Source organism: Kitasatospora sp. NPDC101176 (genome assembly GCF_044768035.1).
Lineage (GTDB): Bacteria > Actinomycetota > Actinomycetes > Streptomycetales > Streptomycetaceae > Kitasatospora.
Map to the genome: position 1 here is coordinate 316,316 of NZ_JBIWPA010000002.1, position 15,852 is coordinate 332,167.

Annotated in this window: 15 protein-coding genes; 6 read left to right on the plus strand and 9 right to left on the minus strand. The window is 74.4% G+C overall.

The genetic code is table 11. The features are described 5' to 3' along the window. Nucleotides 1–25: 25 nt before the first annotated feature. Together ACIRS1_RS04210 and ACIRS1_RS04215 are read right to left on the minus strand one after the other, a co-directional pair. The gene (locus ACIRS1_RS04210; protein WP_360214572.1) at nt 26–223 is read right to left on the minus strand and encodes a hypothetical protein; all 198 of its coding nucleotides are present in this window, start codon (nt 221–223) and stop codon (nt 26–28) included. A gap of 54 nt (nt 224–277) precedes the next feature. Next, complete coding sequence (locus ACIRS1_RS04215; RefSeq protein WP_360214574.1) at nt 278–508, minus strand: hypothetical protein; 231 nt, start codon at nt 506–508, stop codon at nt 278–280. 499 nt (nt 509–1,007) lie between these two features. Here ACIRS1_RS04215 and ACIRS1_RS04220 point away from each other — a divergent pair, with 499 nt between their 5' ends. After that, on the plus strand, nt 1,008–1,709 hold the full coding sequence (locus ACIRS1_RS04220) for a bifunctional DNA primase/polymerase (RefSeq protein WP_360214576.1): 702 nt from the start codon (nt 1,008–1,010) through the stop codon (nt 1,707–1,709). A gap of 21 nt (nt 1,710–1,730) precedes the next feature. On the opposite strand, the gene map is transcribed toward ACIRS1_RS04220, so the two are convergent. Then, nucleotides 1,731–2,576 carry a type I methionyl aminopeptidase gene (gene map / locus ACIRS1_RS04225; protein WP_402836661.1) on the minus strand — a complete coding sequence of 282 codons (846 nt, stop codon included), beginning with the start codon at nt 2,574–2,576 and terminating at the stop codon, nt 1,731–1,733. A 104-nt stretch (nt 2,577–2,680) separates the two neighbouring features. On the opposite strand from map, the gene ACIRS1_RS04230 reads away from it, so the two are divergent. After that, entirely contained in the window at nt 2,681–2,917 is a 237-nt protein-coding gene (locus ACIRS1_RS04230; RefSeq protein ID WP_402836663.1) for a hypothetical protein, read from the plus strand. 14 nt (nt 2,918–2,931) lie between these two features. On the opposite strand, the gene ACIRS1_RS04235 is transcribed toward ACIRS1_RS04230, so the two are convergent. Next, nucleotides 2,932–4,380, minus strand: a complete 1,449-nt coding sequence (locus ACIRS1_RS04235; RefSeq protein ID WP_402836665.1) for an MFS transporter — start codon at nt 4,378–4,380, stop codon at nt 2,932–2,934. A 156-nt stretch (nt 4,381–4,536) separates the two neighbouring features. After that, the gene (locus ACIRS1_RS04240) at nt 4,537–5,142 is read right to left on the minus strand and encodes a hypothetical protein (RefSeq protein WP_387898203.1); all 606 of its coding nucleotides are present in this window, start codon (nt 5,140–5,142) and stop codon (nt 4,537–4,539) included. A 47-nt stretch (nt 5,143–5,189) separates the two neighbouring features. On the opposite strand from ACIRS1_RS04240, the gene npdG reads away from it, so the two are divergent. Together npdG and ACIRS1_RS04250 are read left to right on the plus strand one after the other, a co-directional pair. Then, nucleotides 5,190–5,882, plus strand: a complete 693-nt coding sequence (gene npdG / locus ACIRS1_RS04245) for an NADPH-dependent F420 reductase (protein ID WP_387898205.1) — start codon at nt 5,190–5,192, stop codon at nt 5,880–5,882. A gap of 112 nt (nt 5,883–5,994) precedes the next feature. After that, nucleotides 5,995–6,186: a hypothetical protein gene (locus ACIRS1_RS04250; protein WP_360214588.1), complete on the plus strand. Its 192-nt coding sequence runs from the start codon at nt 5,995–5,997 to the stop codon at nt 6,184–6,186. A 92-nt stretch (nt 6,187–6,278) separates the two neighbouring features. On the opposite strand, the gene ACIRS1_RS04255 is transcribed toward ACIRS1_RS04250, so the two are convergent. Next, nucleotides 6,279–7,094 (minus strand): site-2 protease family protein, encoded by an 816-nt coding sequence (locus tag ACIRS1_RS04255; protein ID WP_360214590.1) that lies wholly within the window; start codon nt 7,092–7,094, stop codon nt 6,279–6,281. A 275-nt stretch (nt 7,095–7,369) separates the two neighbouring features. Between ACIRS1_RS04255 and ACIRS1_RS04260 the strand changes: the two genes are divergently transcribed. After that, the gene (locus ACIRS1_RS04260) at nt 7,370–10,744 is read left to right on the plus strand and encodes an AfsR/SARP family transcriptional regulator (RefSeq protein ID WP_402836669.1); all 3,375 of its coding nucleotides are present in this window, start codon (nt 7,370–7,372) and stop codon (nt 10,742–10,744) included. Between the two features lie 220 nt (nt 10,745–10,964). Here the strand turns inward: ACIRS1_RS04260 and ACIRS1_RS04265 are convergent, their stop codons facing one another. The 3 genes from ACIRS1_RS04265 to panB all read right to left on the minus strand — a co-directional run bounded on the left by ACIRS1_RS04265 (nt 10,965) and on the right by panB (nt 13,895). Then, nucleotides 10,965–11,777 (minus strand): ABC transporter permease, encoded by an 813-nt coding sequence (locus ACIRS1_RS04265; RefSeq protein WP_402836671.1) that lies wholly within the window; start codon nt 11,775–11,777, stop codon nt 10,965–10,967. Further along, nucleotides 11,774–12,781, minus strand: coding sequence for an ATP-binding cassette domain-containing protein (locus ACIRS1_RS04270; RefSeq protein ID WP_360214596.1), 1,008 nt, complete (start codon nt 12,779–12,781; stop codon nt 11,774–11,776). The genes ACIRS1_RS04265 and ACIRS1_RS04270 overlap by 4 nt, the downstream gene beginning before the upstream one ends. Before the next feature lie 244 nt (nt 12,782–13,025). After that, nucleotides 13,026–13,895: a 3-methyl-2-oxobutanoate hydroxymethyltransferase gene (gene panB, locus ACIRS1_RS04275; protein ID WP_402836673.1), complete on the minus strand. Its 870-nt coding sequence runs from the start codon at nt 13,893–13,895 to the stop codon at nt 13,026–13,028. Between the two features lie 278 nt (nt 13,896–14,173). Here panB and ACIRS1_RS04280 point away from each other — a divergent pair, with 278 nt between their 5' ends. Further along, on the plus strand, nt 14,174–15,784 hold the full coding sequence (locus ACIRS1_RS04280; protein WP_402836675.1) for an MFS transporter: 1,611 nt from the start codon (nt 14,174–14,176) through the stop codon (nt 15,782–15,784). The last annotated feature ends 68 nt before the right edge of the window (nt 15,785–15,852 follow it).

Consider the following 15,852-nt stretch of genomic DNA (forward strand, 5'->3'; position numbering starts at 1 on the left):
CCGGGGCGACGGGCGGTGCGGCCGCTCAGGAGCGGACCGCGAACAGGGCCACGCAGGCGAGCAGCAGCACCGCCCAGCCGAACCAGAGCCAGCCGTTCGGGCCGATCACCACGGTGTAGAGGCTCACCACCACCAGCAGGGCCCCGGTGACGCCGGCGACCTGCCGGTTGTGGTGCGCGACCGCCTGGGAGCGGGACCTGGGGTGCCGTACCGTTCTCGCCATGCCGTCCTCCCGGGGAGGCTGCGAGGGCGGCCCGGGACGCGCGGGGCGCGGCCGTCAGCCGGACGCGCGGGCGGTGGCCGCCTCGTCGAACTCGTAGCGCCAGTGCCAGCTGATGCCCCGCACCTGCTTGGACCGGACGTAGACCAGTGTGCGCGCCGGGGTGTCCCCGTGCGCGGGGACCGGCACCGTGTACTTCTTCGGCACGCCGAACATCGGCCCCAGCGGGACGGGGAGGATCCGGCCGTCCAGGGGGCCGCCGACGAATGCGGTGTCCGTGCTCTTCACCCCACCAGGGTCTCACCTCCGCACGGGTGACCGGAGCGCCGGCCGGAGCGGTCGGCCGGCGGGGCCGTGCGGGCGGGCCGCACGGCTGGTCCGGGCCGTGCCGGGAGGACGTGGCAGGGGGGTCCGGCGCAGGCCGTGTGTCGGCCGGGTGCCGGGAGTGTGACCGGAGAGGCACCGCCCCCGGTCATCCGGATGCCCCGCGCACCCTTATCCTTCCTGTTACGCCCTCGGGGTTCACCCGGGTCAGCGGGCCCCGTACGGGCCGGGCGAGGCGCGAATCCGCGTGCGTTCCGGCCGAGATGGCGCGGACAGCGTGCTGCCGCGACTTCGTACCGTGACCCGGGCGTCGGCCTCCGGTGACCCCGGATCCGGTCGGCAGGGCGCGGACAGCAGGGCCGAGCACCGTCCCGGGAAGCAGCGGGGGGCGCTGTGCGTTGCGTCGGAGTGGTACGTCGAACGCTGTGTCGCACCAGGCACGGCAGTGCGCGGAAGGGGCCCGATGGAAGCCGGCGGCAGGTGGACGACCTGGTGGCAGAAGCGTGATCGTCAGCGGGCCCGGTCGGGCGACGTGGACGGCCCCGCGGCCAGACTGGATCAGCTGCTCGGCGCGGTCCGCGCCGGATTCCCGCTCGCGCCCGCCGCCCATCCGGCCGGGTACCGGTGTTCCTGTGACCGCGTGGCCTGTCCGGCCCCCGCCCAGCACCCGGTGTCCTTCGCCTGGCAGACGCAGGCGACCACCGACCCCGAACAGCTCGCCCGCTGGCTCTCCCGCGACCCCCAGGCCAACTTCGTCACCGCCACCGGCCGCGCCCACGACGTGCTGGACGTCCCGGCGGAGGCCGGCCGGCTCGCCCTGGAGCGGCTGACCGAGCTGGGCGTCGAGGGCCCGGTCGCCGCCGTCGGCGAGGACCGGTACCTCTTCTTCACCGCCACCCGCGGCACCCCGCAGGACGAGGACGAGTGGTGGCCGAGCGCGCTCGACTCCACGCCGGACACCATGTCCGAGCACCCCGGCCTGCGCTGGCACTGCCGCGGCTCGTACACCCTGCTGCCGCCGGCCGCCCTGCCGGACGGCTCCCGGGTGCGCTGGCTGCGCGGTCCCGAGCAGCCGCTGCCGGACCCGCTGCGCGTCCTGGACGTGCTGACCGACGCCTGCACCGAGGTGGGCGCCGTCGCCGAGGAGCAGTGGCTCATCGGCTGACGGCGCCGCGCCGCGCGGGGGTCACGGCAGGGTGAGGACCTCCGCGCCGTCCGCGGTGACCACCAGGGTGTGCTCGAACTGGGCGGTGCGCTTGCGGTCCTTGGTGACGACCGTCCAGCCGTCCGCCCAGATCTCGTAGTCGTAGGTGCCCAGGGTCAGCATCGGCTCGATGGTGAAGGTCATTCCGGGCTTGATCACCTCGGTGGCCCGCTCGCTGTCGTAGTGCGGGATGATCAGGCCGGAGTGGAACGACGTGTTGATGCCGTGCCCGGTGAAGTCCCGCACCACGCCGTAGTCGAAGCGCTTGGCGTAGGACTCGATGACGCGCCCGATGACGTTGATCTGGCGGCCCGGCTTGACCGCCCTGATCGCCCGGTCGAGGGCCTCCCTGGTCCGCTCGACGAGCAGGCGGGACTCCTCGTCCACGTCGCCGACCAGGTAGGTGGCGTTGAGGTCGCCGTGCACCCCGTGGATGTAGGCGGTGGCGTCGATGTTGACGATGTCGCCGTCCTGCAGCACGGTCGAGTCCGGGATGCCGTGGCAGATCACCTCGTTGATCGAGGTGCAGACGGACTTGGGGAAGCCGCGGTAGCCGAGGTCGGACGGGTAGGCGCCGTGGTCGCACATGTACTCGTGGGCGACGGCGTCCAGTGCGTCGGTGGTGACGCCGGGGGCGATCAGCGCGGCGGCCTCCGCCATCGCCTGCGCGGCGATCCGGCCCGCGATCCGCATCTTCTCGATCGTCTCGGCGGTCTGCACCTCGGGCCCGGTGTACGGCGCCGGGGCGGGCCGGCCGACGTACTCGGGGCGCGCGATGTGCGACGGGACCTTGCGGGTGGGGGACTGGATGCCGGGTACGAGTGCCATGGCCGCGAGTCTATCGGCCGGCCCCGGCCCGACCGGGTGGTGTGCGCGGCGGCCCGGGCCGGGGAATGATCAGTACGACCCCAACACGTCGACGGGAGGGCACCATGCCCCTGGGATTCCACCGCAAGCCGACCGGCAAGCCCGGCGAGTGGTTCTACTGCATCAAGCACGGCAAGGTCGAGGAGGGGCCGGAGTGCCCCGCCAAGGACCGCCTCGGGCCGTACGGCAGCGCGGAGGAGGCCGCGCACGCCCTGCAGACCGCGGACGAGCGCAACCGCGAGTGGCAAAACGACCCGCGCTGGACGGACCGGACGGACCAGCCCGAGGACCGGGCCGAGTAGGTCCTGTCCGGCCGTCAGTTCGCCGCCGGCGCCCGCCCGGCGCGCTCGCCGTCCGTCCGTGCGGACCCGGTGGGTTCGGGTCCGGCCCGCCCGGGCCCGGTGGGGTCGGGCCCGGCCTGTCCGCGTTCGGCCTGTCCGCGTTCGGCCTGTCCGCGTTCGGCCGCCTCGTGCCGGGCGCGGACGGCGGCGGCGTGCGGATCGGTCCGGTCGTCGTACGCGAGCAGCCGGGGCAGCGCGGCCGCGACCGCCAGGACGGCGGCGACGCAGGCGAGGCCGCCGGTCCAGACGGCCGCGCGGACGCCGATCAGCCCGGCCATGGTGCCCGCCCGGACCTGGCCCAGCTGCGGGCCGACGGAGTAGCTGAGCAGCTCGACCCCGGCCATCCGGCCGCGGACCTCGTCCGGGATGGACTGGTTCCACATCGTCGAGCGGGCGATCCCACTGATCTGGTCGGCGCCGCCGGCCAGCGCCAGCCCGAACAGCACCGGCCAGACGCTGTCGGACAGGCCCGCGAGCGTCATCGCTGCGCCCCAGCCGACGGCGGCGACCAGCAGCAGCCGGCCGTGCCGGTGGATCCGGGACGTCCAGCCGCTCGTCGCCCCGACCAGCAGGGCGCCGGCCGCGGAGGCCGCGTACATCGGGCCGAGCGCCCAGTCCGCGCCCAACTCGGCGGCCAGGAAGGGGAAGACGGCCACCGGGAAGGCGAACAGCATCGCGCAGAGGTCGATCGCGTAGGTCCCGAGCAGGTCCTTGCGGCTCCAGGCGTACCGCACACCGGTGAGCACCGCGGCCACCGAGGGCCGTTCGGCGCCGGTGGCCGGCGGCACCGCCCGGATCCGGGCGAGCAGCAGCAGCGAGACGACGAAGGTCAGCACGTCCAGGGCGTACGCGGTCTGCACCCCGGAGAAGGCCACCACCACGCCGGCCAGCGTCGGGCCGGCCACCGAAGCGGCGTTGTGGTAGAGCGACTTGAGGGCGAACGCGGCGGCCAGGTGCTGGTGCGGGACGATCCGCGGGGTGAGCGAGTCCAGCGCCGGGCGCTGCAGCCCGTCGCAGGCCGCGACGAGTGCGGCGACGACGTAGACCGGCCAGAGCAGCGGCGACGGCAGCAGCGCGTTGAGCAGCAGCAGCCCGGCCAGCAGCCCGAGGGCCGCCTCGGAGCGCAGCACCAGCTTCCGGCGGTCTAGGGCGTCGGCGAGGGCGCCGCCCCAGAGGCCGAAGACGATCAGGGGCACGAGCTCGAAGGCGCCGACCAGGCCGACCGCGAACGAGGAGCCGGTCAGTTGCTTGATCTGCATCGGCACGGCCACGTACGTCAGGAAGCTGCCGAAGCTGGTGACGCAGCCGGAGAGCCAGAGGAAGCGGAAGTCGCGGGAGGCGTGCCAGGGCGCGAGGTCGGGCCGGAGGGCACGCAGCAGCGACCGCACCCGGCCGGGGGGATGCGGTGGTTCGTCGTCGTTCACGAACCACCATCCTGCGGCGGGCGTTCCCGCCGCCGCAAAGGGTTTTCCGGCCGGCCGCCCGCGGCTCCGCCGGCCGCCCGCGGCTCCGCCTGCCCGGCCGTGGCTCTGCTGCCCGCCCGCGGCTCCGCCGTCCGGCCGTGGCTGACGGCGCCTGCGCTACCAGCGGCTGATCGCCGGCGGCGCGGTCAGCCGCCGGGCCAGCCCGGCGAGCCGCTCCAGCGCCGGCCGGCGGGCCGGGGGGTGCCCGGCGGCCGCGCTCACCAGGTGCTGGGCGAGGTCGAAGGGCTCCTCGGCGGCGGTGCCGACGGCCAGCCGCTCGTGCGCCAGGCCGCCGAGGTCGCCCGGCGAGGCCGGGGCGGCGCCGTCCAGCGCCAGCACCGTCGCGCCGTGCCGCCGGGCGTCCTGAACCCGTTCCAGCAGCGGCGCGCCGGCCGCGTCCGGGGCCACCACCAGGACGGTGGCGCCGCGCCGGGCCGCGGCGAGCCGGTCCAGGTCGTGCGCGAGGTGGGCCGCGGCGCCGGCGGGCGGGCGGTGCCGCAGCAGGGTGGGCGCCAGTCGGGGAACGGCCGACCAGGCGGCCTCGTCCGCGAGGTGCGCGGCCAGGTGCCAGGGCTCGTACGCCTCCGTGCCGACCAGCAGCAGTTCGCCGGCCCCGCGCCGGGACACCGCGCGCCGCAGCGATCCGGCGAAGCCGCCGACCGCCTCCAGCCAGCCGGTGCCCGCCAGGTGCTGCCGGAGTGCCGAAACTCTCACCGCGTCCATGCGGCCCAGAATGTCGCGCCCGGCCGGGCATTTGGCAGGATCGGCCCATGACTTCCCTCGATTCAGCGACAAACCCGGCCCACGAACTGCCGGACGTCTCGCACCTGGTGGTCGGTGTCCTCGGCGGCACCGGCGACCAGGGGCGCGGACTCGCCCTCCGACTGGCCAGGGCCGGCCAGCAGGTGATCATCGGCTCGCGCGACGCTGCCCGCGCCGAGGCCTCCGCCGCCGAGCTGGGCGTCGGCGTGCGCGGTGCCGACAACGCCACCGCCGCCCGGGAGAGCGACGTGGTGATCGTCGCGGTGCCGTGGGACGGGCACGCCGCGACCTTGACCGCGCTGCGCGAGGAGCTGGCCGGCAAGATCGTCGTCGACTGCGTCAACCCGCTCGGCTTCGACAAGCAGGGCGCCTACGCGCTGAAGCCGGAGGAGGGCAGCGCCGCCCAGCAGGCCGCCGCCCTGCTGCCGGACTCCCGGGTCACCGCCGCCTTCCACCACCTCTCCGCGGTGCTGCTGCAGGACGAGTCGGTGGAGCGGATCGACACCGACGTCATGGTGCTCGGCGAGGAGCGGGCCGCCACCGACGTCGTGCAGGCGCTGGCCGGCCGGATCCCCGGCATGCGGGGCGTCTTCGCGGGCCGGCTGCGCAACGCCCACCAGGTGGAGGCGCTGGTGGCCAACCTGATCTCGGTCAACCGCCGCTACAAGGCCCACGCGGGCCTGCGGGTGACCGACGTCTGAGCCCGACGGGCGTGTCGGCCTCACCCCCGGACCCGGTCCGGAGGTGAGGTCGGCGACAATGGGCTCCGGCCACGACCCGGCCGTCCGTAGCCGCCCCTAGGAGCCTCCCGCCATGCCCCGCACGTCCCTCTTCGCCCTGATCGTCGTCGTCCTCGCGCTGGCGGCCGCCGTGGTCTCGCTGACCCAGGGCTTCTGGCTGGGCCTGATCTGGCTCCCGATGGCCGGCGTGGCGAGCAACGTGCTCTGGCTGAACCGCCGCCGCGCGCGCATCGCCGAGGCCGTCGAGGCCGCCGAGCAGGCGTAGGGGCGGATCCGCCGGACGGAGCGGGGCCCGCCCGGCGGGATCCGCCGGACGGGCCCCGGCCCGCGTCCGCCCCGGCCCGAGGCCGGGAGCCGTCAGTTCTTCCAGAAGCTGAACAGGTACCGGCCCAGCGTCGCGTAGTCCTGGTCCACGCCGAACAGGTTCATCAGGTCGTGGATGACGCCGAAGAAGAAGGAGTTCACCTCGGGCTGCCAGAGCAGCGCGAACACGGCCAGCAGGCCGTACGGCGCGAACGGCTCGACCGCGCGCCGGGTCTTCAGCGACAGCCAGGGCTCGACGATCCCGTAGCCGTCCAGGCCGGGCACCGGCAGCAGGTTCAGCAGGGCGGCGCTGAGCTGCAGCAGGCCGAGGAAGCCGAGCGCCCCGGCGAACGGCGACACGGTGAGCTCGTAGCCGTTCCAGACCGCGTGCACCTTCGGGTCGTCCAGCCAGCCGGCGCCGATCGGGATCAGCAGCAGGGCGGCGCACACCACGTTCACCAGCGGTCCGGCCGCCGAGATCAGGCTGTGCTTGAGCCGGCCCTGGATGCGGTGCCGCTCGATCCACACCGACCCGCCGGGCAGGCCGATGCCGCCGAGGATCACGAAGACGATCGGCAGCACGAAGCTGAGCAGCACGTTGGTGTACTTCAGCGGGTTGAGGGTCAGGTAGCCCTTGGCGCCGACGGTGATGTCGCCGCCGTGCAGCGCGGTGCGCGCGTGCGCGTACTCGTGCAGGCAGAGCGAGACCATCCAGCCCGCCACCACGAACAGGAACACCCCGAACGAGGCGTTGCCGTAGCCGGCGTACACCGCCCAGCCGGACGTGCCGAGGACGGCGAGGAGCACCCAGAACACCGGGCTGATCCGGCGGTCCTCGCTGCGTGAGCGCTGCGTGGCGGCGAAGGTCATGGCGTGGGTGCTCCGGGGGGTCCGAGGGGTGGCCGGGCCGGCTGTCCGGGCCGGGCGTGCGGGCTGGTGTCCGGGTAACCGGACCGGGGACCGATCATGCCCGGCGCTCCGGTGGACGGACAAGCCGCCCAGGGTGAACGTCCGGGACCCCGTCCCGGGTTCCGCCCCCGGTGGCGGGGCCGGAGCGGGCCGGCGGACGGCCGACGGACGGCGGACGGGACGGCCGACAGGACAATTGTGCGGCCCCGGAGGCGCCCATCGACCAGAATGGTCCGGTGCACTACGGCATCCTCGGAACCACCACGGCCCACCACGACGACGGCACGCCGGTGCCGCTCGGCGGCGCCCGGCTGCGGGCGCTGCTCACCGCACTGGCCCTGCGGCAGGGCCGCCCGGTGCCGGCCGACCTGCTGGTGGACGAGGTGTGGGAGGCCGAGCCGCCGCAGGACTCCTCCGCCGCACTGCAGACCCTGGTCGGCCGGCTGCGCCGCACCATCGGCCGGGACGAGGTCGGCTCCGGCCCGGCCGGGTACTGGCTGACCGGCCCGGCCACCGACCTCGCCGAGTTCCAGCGGCTCGGCGCCGAGGGCCGCCGGGCCCTCGACACCGGCGACCACGCGCTCGCCGCCGACCGGCTGCGGGCCGCTCTGGCGCTGTGGCGCGGGCCCGCGCTGGCCGACCTGCCGGACCGCGGCGGCCCGGCCGCCCGGCTGGAGGCCCAGCGCGACGAGGCCCGCCGGCACCGGATCACCGCGGACCTCGTGCTGGGCCGGGCCGCCGACCTCGTCGCCGAACTCGCCGAGCTGTGCGAACGGCAGCCGCTGGACGAGCCGTTGCAGCAGCTGATGATCCGGGCGCTGCACGAGAGCGGTCGGACGGCGGAGGCCCTGCGCCACTACGAGCGGACCAGGCGGGCCCTCGCCGAGGAGCTCGGGGTCGACCCGGGGCGCCGGCTCCAGTCCCTGTACGCCGAGCTGCTGGCACCGGCGGAGCCCGTACCGGAGCCGTCCGCGCAGGCCGCCGCGCCGGAGCCGATACCGGCGCCCGCAGCGGGCCCGCCCGCCGCGCCCGTACCGTTCCCGCGCGGGAACCTGCGCGGACGGCTGACCAGCTTCGTCGGCCGGGAGGCCGACCTCGCGGCGTTGCGCGGGGCCCTGACGGACAGTCGGCTGGTCACCCTGACCGGCCCCGGCGGCTCCGGCAAGACCAGGCTCTCGATCGAGGCCGGCCGCGCCGAGCAGTCCGCCGGCCTGTGGCCGGACGGCGTCTGGGTGGCCGAACTCGCCCCGCTGGAGAGCCCGGACGCGGTGCCCGCCGCGGTGGTCTCCGCGCTCGGCCTGCGCGAGATCGTCCTGCACAGCTCCAACATGGTCGCCGAGGTGATGGAGAAGCGCGCCGAGGACCCGGTGCGCCGCCTGGTCGAGCACTGCGGCCACCGCCGGATGCTGCTCGTCCTGGACAACTGCGAGCACCTGATCCAGGCCGCCGCCGACCTCGCCGACCTCCTCCTCGCCGAGTGCCCCGGGCTGACGGTGCTCGCCACCAGCCGCGAGCCGCTCGGCGTCCCCGGCGAGAGCGTGCTGCCCGTCGAGCCGCTGCCCGACCCGGTGGCGCTGCGGCTGCTCGCCGAGCGCGCCGCCGCCGCCCGACCGGGCTTCGACCCGGGCGGGGACCCGGAGGCCTGCGCCGAGATCTGCCGCCGCCTGGACGGCCTTCCGCTCGCCATCGAACTGGCCGCCGCCCGGCTGCGGGTGATGACGGCCCGTCAGATCGCCGACCGCCTGGACGGCCGGTTCGCCCTGCTGACCGCGGGCAGCCGGACCCTGCTGCCGCGCCAGCAGACCCTGCGCGCGGTGGTCGACTGGAGCTGGGACCTGCTGGGCAAGCGCGAACGGGCGGTGCTGCGCAGGCTCTCGGTGTTCGCCGGGGGCTGGCAGCTGGAGGACGCCGAGGCGATCTGCGCCGACGGCACCGGGGTCGCCCGCGAGGAGGTCGCCGACCTGCTGCTGTCGCTGGTCGACAAGTCCCTGCTGGTGGCCGACCTGGACGACGGCGCCCTGCCGCGCTACCGGATGCTGGAGACCATCCACGAGTACGCGACGGAGCGGCTGGCCGAGTCGGGCGAGGAGCGGAGCGCGACGGAGGCCCGGCACCTGGCGCACTTCCGCGCGGTGGTCGCCGCCGCCGACCTGGACATCCACGGCCCCCGCCAGCTGCACCTGCTGTCGACGCTGGAGCGCGAGCAGGACAACATCCGGGCCGCGCTGCGCCGCGCGATCGACCTGGCGGACGAGGAGCAGGCGCTGGTCCTCGCCCTCGGGATGAGCTGGTACTGGTCGCTGCGCGGCTACAGCATGGAGGCCCGCGGCTGGTACACCGCGGTCGCCGGGCTGGGCCCGGACCCGTTCGCCCCGGGCACCCCGCCACCGGTGCCGCTGGAGCGCGGCGTCCTGGCCCAGGGCGTGCCGATGCCCGACGGGGTCGTCGAGGAGGCCCGGCGACTGCTGGCGATGCACCGGCTGATCGGGCTGTTCGAGGGCAACCTGGAGGTGCTGGGGGACGCGGACGCCCTCGCCGTCGCCGAGCACCTGCTCGCGGTCTACACCCCGGACCTGCCGCAGTCCTACCGCTTCCCGGCGCTGATGCGGGTGTTCGGCGCCTTCCTGGCCGGCCACCTGGAGAAGATGAAGGACCTGCTGGACGACGCGGTGCGCGGCTGCGAGGAGCACGGCGAGCCGAGCGACCTGGCCTTCATCCTGCAGGTGCGGGCCAAGATGATGAACGACTGGCCGGGCGGGGCCGAGCAGGGGATCCTGGACGGCGAGCGCTCGCTGGCGCTGTACCAGCAGGCCGGCGACCTCTGGGGGACCTCCCAGGCGCTGGCGGCCCGCGGGGAGTCGCTGGCCAACGGCGGCGACGCCGAGGGCGCGGTCGCCGCCTACGGACGGGCGATCGCGCTGGCCGAGGAGCTGGGGGCGCCGCAGGAGGTGCCGATCCTGCAGGTGAACATGGGCGCCGCCCTGTTGGAACGGGACATGGCCGAGGGCGAGCGGATCATCCGGGAGACCCTCGCGGGGATCGACTCGCCGGCCGTGGACCAGGCCAACACCGGCGCGCTGCTGTTCGGGCGGCTGACGCTCTGCGGCATCCACGCCTACCGCGGCGAGTACCGGCTGGCCCTGGCCGAGCTGGACCAGCTGACCGTGTCCAGCGTCGGCGGCTTCGCCCCCGGGATCGTGGCCGGGCTGCTGACCACCTCCCGGGGCTGGATCACCGCCCGGGGCGGCGATCCCGAGGAGGGGCTCGCCCTGCTCCGCGAAGGGCGGCGGCTGCTCCGTTCGATGGAGGTCGCGAGCGGCTTCGCCGAGCAGATGACGGTCATGGTGGTCCCGGCGGCGGTCGGGGTGCTGCGGGCCTTCGCCGTCCGCGACGGCGACCTGTCGAAGGCCCGGCAGGCCGCCGCGCTGCACGGGGCGCACGGCGGGCTGAACGGCCCGAAGGGCGGTTTCCTGGAGCGCGCCGAGCGCGAGCGGGCGGAGGCCGAGCTGCGGCGGCTGCTGGGGGACGACGGGTTCGACGCGGCCCGCGCCGCCGGGGAGGGCCTGACCACGCGGCAGACCCGGGACCTGCTGGAGGAGCTGATCGGCTAGGGCCCGCCCCAGCCGATCAGCCGGGGCGCGCCCGGGGCCCGCCTGGCGGAATCCGCCGAACGGGCCCGGGGCCACCTGGCGGCGAGGGCCTGGCCGGCCGGTGCCCGTCCCCTGGTCACCGGCCGGCCCGCCCGTGCTCCGGCCGGCACCTGTCCCGGGTGCCGGCCGGTCGTCCGCCGGGCCCGGGGGAGGGGGCGGCGGACGTTCCGGGGCCGTCGGCTCAGGTCCGCTTGCGGAACCGGGCGACGGCGAGCGGGGCGAAGACCGCGGTCGAGGCCGCCGACCAGACGAGCACGATCATCACCGGGTGGGCCACCGGCGCGTGGCCGTTGAGCAGGGCGCGGGAGGCGTCGGCCAGCGCCGAGAGCGGGTTGATCTCGGTGAACGAGCGCAGCCAGCCCGGCATGGTGCTGGTGGGGGCGAAGATCGAGCTGCCGAACTGCATCGGCATCAGGACCAGCATGGACACGCCCTGGACGGCCTGGGCACTGCGCAGCGACATGCCCAGCAGCATCGAGATCCAGACGATCGACATGCCGAACAGCAGCGAGAGTCCGACGGCGGCGACCACCTCGGGCAGGCCGGTCTTCACCTCGAAGCCGATGCACATCGCGAAGCCGATGAGGATGACGAAGGAGAGCAGCGCCCGGCAGGTCTCCGCGGCGATCTTGGAGAGCAGGACGGCGGAGCGGCCGATCGGCAGGGTGCGGAAGCGGTCCATCACCCCGGTCTGGAAGTCGCTGTTCAGACCGGTGCCGACGGCCATCGCGAGGGTGAGCCCGGTCTGTCCGAGCAGGCCGGGGATCATGTACTGCTTGTAGGCGTCCTGGTCCCCGGAGACGGCGCCGCCGAAGACGTAGACGAACAGCACGGTGAAGATGACCGGCATCAGGACGGCGTCGAACATCGACTCCGGGTCGGCCTTGATCCGCATCAGGTTGCGCCTGGTCAGCGCACCTACGTGGCGCATGGTGCCGGCCAGGCCGATCCGGGTGTCCTCCACCCGGGCGGGGGCGACGGTGGCGGTGGTCATGCGACGGGCTCCTTGGCGAGGCTGAGGGCGGTGTCCGCGGCGGCGGGCTTGCCGGTGATGGCGAGGAAGACCTCGTCGAGGCTGGGCACCTTGGTGTCGATCCCGGCGATCGCGAAGCCGCGGCCGCCGAGCACCCCGATGACGGTGGTCAGCTGCCCGTCGTCGGTGAGCGGCACCGCGAGCAGGCCGGTGTCGGCGGAGTAGGTGGCGGTGGCGATGCCGGTCTCCTGCAGGCAGCGCGTCATCTCCGGCAGGTCGGCCGGGTCCGCCGGGCGCACCTGCAGGGTCTGGCCGCCGACCCGGGCCTTGAGCTCGGTGACGCCGCCGCTGGCGATGACCCGGCCGCGGTCGATGACGGTCAGCTCGTCGGCGAGCTGCTCCGCCTCCTCCATGTACTGGGTGGTCAGCAGCACGGTGGTGCCCTCGGCGACCATCCGCTGGACCTCGTCCCAGACCTCGTTGCGGGTGCGCGGGTCCAGGCCGGTGGTGGGCTCGTCCAGGTAGAGCACCCGGGGGCGGCCGATCATGCTGGCGGCCAGGTCGAGGCGGCGGCGCATGCCGCCGGAGTAGGTCTTGGCGGACCGCTTGGCGGCCTCGGTGAGCGAGAACCGCTCCAGCAGCTCGGTGGCCCGGGCCTTGGCGTCGCGGCTGGAGAGGTCGAGCAGCCGGCCGATCAGGTAGAGGTTCTCGTACCCGGACAGCAGTTCGTCGACCGAGGCGTACTGGCCGGTGAGGCCGATGGTGCGGCGCAGCTGCTTGGGCTGGCGCAGTACGTCGTAGCCGCCGACGAAGGCGGTGCCGGCGTCCGGCTTGATCAGCGTGGAGAGGATCCGGACCAGGGTGGTCTTGCCGGCGCCGTTGGGGCCGAGCACGCCGAGGACGGTGCCCTCGCGGACGGTCAGGTCGACCCCGTCGAGGGCCTTGGTGCTGCCGTAGTGCTTGACGATGCCGTGCACCTCGACGGCGTTCCCCCGGTCGTTCGGGGCGGTGGCGATTCGTGTCATGCCACCAGGTTGTGCGGCCCGGCTGTCAGCGGGCTGTCGTGGCGGTGGCGGACCGGCGGGGCCGCTGTCAGCGCGCTGTCGGGCCGCTGTCACCGGTGCGGCCCGCCGCCCCGGGAGGGCCTGGAGCGGGGGGAGCGGGCTCGCCGGGTCGGATCCGGGTCGGGCGCGTCGGGTCCGGGGACGACGAGGGCCCCGCTCCGGTCGGGAGCGGGGCCCTGCTGCTCGCCCGGCCGGGCGGGCGCCGTCAGTGGAAGCTGTGCTCCTCCGCCGGGAAGGCGCCGCCGCGGACGTCCTCGGCGAACGCGCGGGCGGCGTCGCCGAGCACGGCCCGCAGGTCGGCGTACTGCTTGACGAACTTCGGCACCCGGCCCGCCGTCATCCCGGCCATGTCCGTCCAGACCAGGACCTGGGCGTCGGTGTCCGGTCCGCCGCCGATGCCGACGGTCGGGATCATCAGCTGCTCGGTGACCTGGGCGGCCAGCTCGGCCGGTACCGCCTCCAGCACGACCGCGAAGGCGCCGGACTGCTGGACGGCCTTGGCGTCGCGCAGCAGCTGGTGCGCCGCCTCGTCGCCGCGCCCCTGGACGGGGTAGCCGCCGTAGGCGTGCACGGACTGCGGGGTGAGGCCGATGTGCGCCATCACCGGGATGCCGGCCTCGACCAGCAGCTCGATCGAGCGGGCGCTGCGCTCGCCGCCCTCCAGCTTGACCGCGCCGACGCCGGCCTCCTTCATCAGCCGGGCCGCGTTGTGCATGGCCTGCGCCGGGGACTCCTGGTACGAGCCGAACGGCAGGTCGGCGACGATCATCGCGCGCTTGGTGCCGCGGACGACGGCGGCGGAGAGCATCACCATCTGATCCATGGTCACCGGGACGGTCGTCTCGTAGCCGAGGTGGCAGTTGCCCGCGGAGTCGCCGACCAGCAGGACCGGGGTGCCGGCCTCGTCGAACACCCCGGCGGTGAGGGCGTCGTACGCGGTCAGCATGGACCACTTCTCGCCGCGCTGCTTGGCGGCGGCGAGGTCCCGGACGGTGACGCGGCGGTTGGTGACCCCGCCGTAGAGCGAGGTGGTGGTCGCCTGGTTCTGGGCAGGCGAAGGCGAAGAAGCGTTCATGGAACGGACTCCTGAAGGGTTGTCGTCTCGTGGCGCCGTGCGGCGTCCCCGGATCACCTCCATGCTTGCACGCCCCGGCGCGGGCGCAAAGAGGCGTGCGTGCGACCGGGTGCGATCTACGGCACACCGGTGGCCGGGGGGTGCCCGGACTTTGCCTTCATTTTACGAAACGGGGTCGTCTCGTATCGTAATGGCCGCTACTCTGGTGCGGGGGGTTACGAGACGATGATGGCTCGGAATTGCCCGCCAGTGCCACACCACCACGGACGGGAAGACCAATGACCACCGCAGCCGCGCCACCCCGCGTGCCGGAAGCCATCCACCGTCGGCGCTGGGCGATCCTCTGCACCCTGGTGCTCGCCCTGCTCGTCGTCGTCCTCGACAACTCGATCCTCAACGTCGCGATGAAGACCATCGCGACCCCCGCGCCGGTCGGCCTCGGCGCCAGCCAGAGCGACCTGGAATGGTCGATCAACTCCTACACGCTGGTCTTCGCCGGGCTGCTCTTCACCTCCGGCCTGCTCGGCGACCGCTTCGGGCGCAAGCGCGCGCTGCTCGGCGGCATGGTGGTCTTCGGCATCGCCTCGCTGCTCTCCTCGATGGCCGCCTCTCCCGGTGAACTCGTCGGCTACCGCGCCCTGATGGGCGTCGGCGCCGCCCTCGCGATGCCCGCCACGCTGGCCATCATCATGAACGTCTTCGAGCGCTCCGAGCAGCCCAAGGCGATCGGGATCTGGGCCGGCGCGGTCGGCCTGGCCATCGCCATCGGCCCGATCACCGGCGGCGTGCTGATCGAGCACTTCTGGTGGGGCTCGGTCTTCCTGATCAACGTCCCGATCGTGATCGTCGCGGTGATCGCGATGGTGGTCCTGGTGCCCGAGTCCAAGGACCCGAACCCGGGCAAGCTGGACCCGGTCGGCGTGCTGCTGTCGATCATCGGCCTGGTCGCGCTGATCTACGGCATCATCAAGGGCGGCGAGCTCGCCGACTTCACCGCCGTCGAGGCCTGGGGCCCGACCCTGGTCGGCCTGCTGGCGCTGGCCGCCTTCGTCTGGTTCGAGGGCCGCACCCGCTTCCCCGCGCTGGACGTCACCTGGTTCCGCAACAAGGTGTTCAGCGCCTCCGTGGTCGTCGTCGGCGTGGTCTTCTTCGCGCTGATGGGCGTCTCCTTCTTCGGCGTCTTCTACACCCAGAGCGTGCGCGGCTACAGCGCGCTGCAGGCCGGCCTGCTGATGCTGCCGCTGGCCGTCGCCCAGCTGCTGTTCGCGCCGCGGGCCCGGCTGGTCGTCGACCGCTTCGGCGTCGCCGCCACCGCTGCCGTCGGCATGCTGCTGATCGCGGTCGGCTTCGTCGGCTACGCGCTGCTCGGCGTCGCCACGCCGATCTGGGTGCTGATCGTGCTCGGCCTGCTGATGGGCACCGGCATGGCGCACGTCATGCCTCCGGTCACCGTCGCGATCATGGGCTCGCTGCCCCGCGAGAAGGCCGGGGCCGGCTCGGCCGTCAACAACACCTTCCGCCAGGTCGGCGGCTCGCTCGGGGTCGCCGTCCTCGGCGCGGTGCTCTCCACCGTCTACCGCGACCACATGTCCGACACGCTGAACCAGCTGCCCGCCGAGCTGCGCGACAAGGCCGGCGAGTCGCTGGAGGCCACCCTGGCCATCGCCGGGCGGATGGGGCCGAAGGGCGCCGCCCTGGTCGCCCCGGCCGACGACGCCTTCATCAGCGCCATGCACGTGGTGGCCTCGCTGTCCGCCGGCATCACGGTGGCCGGCGCCCTGATCGCCTGGTTCCTGCTCCCGCGCCGCTCGGCCGCCCCCGGCGGACCGGCCGGGCAGGGGGCCGACCAGCCCGACCGCAGCCGCCCGACCGTCCCCGCGGACGCCTGATCCGCGGTTGAACTGAGCGACAATGGGCCCTGCCACCCGGATGAACCCCCGGGTGGTGGGGCCGTGGT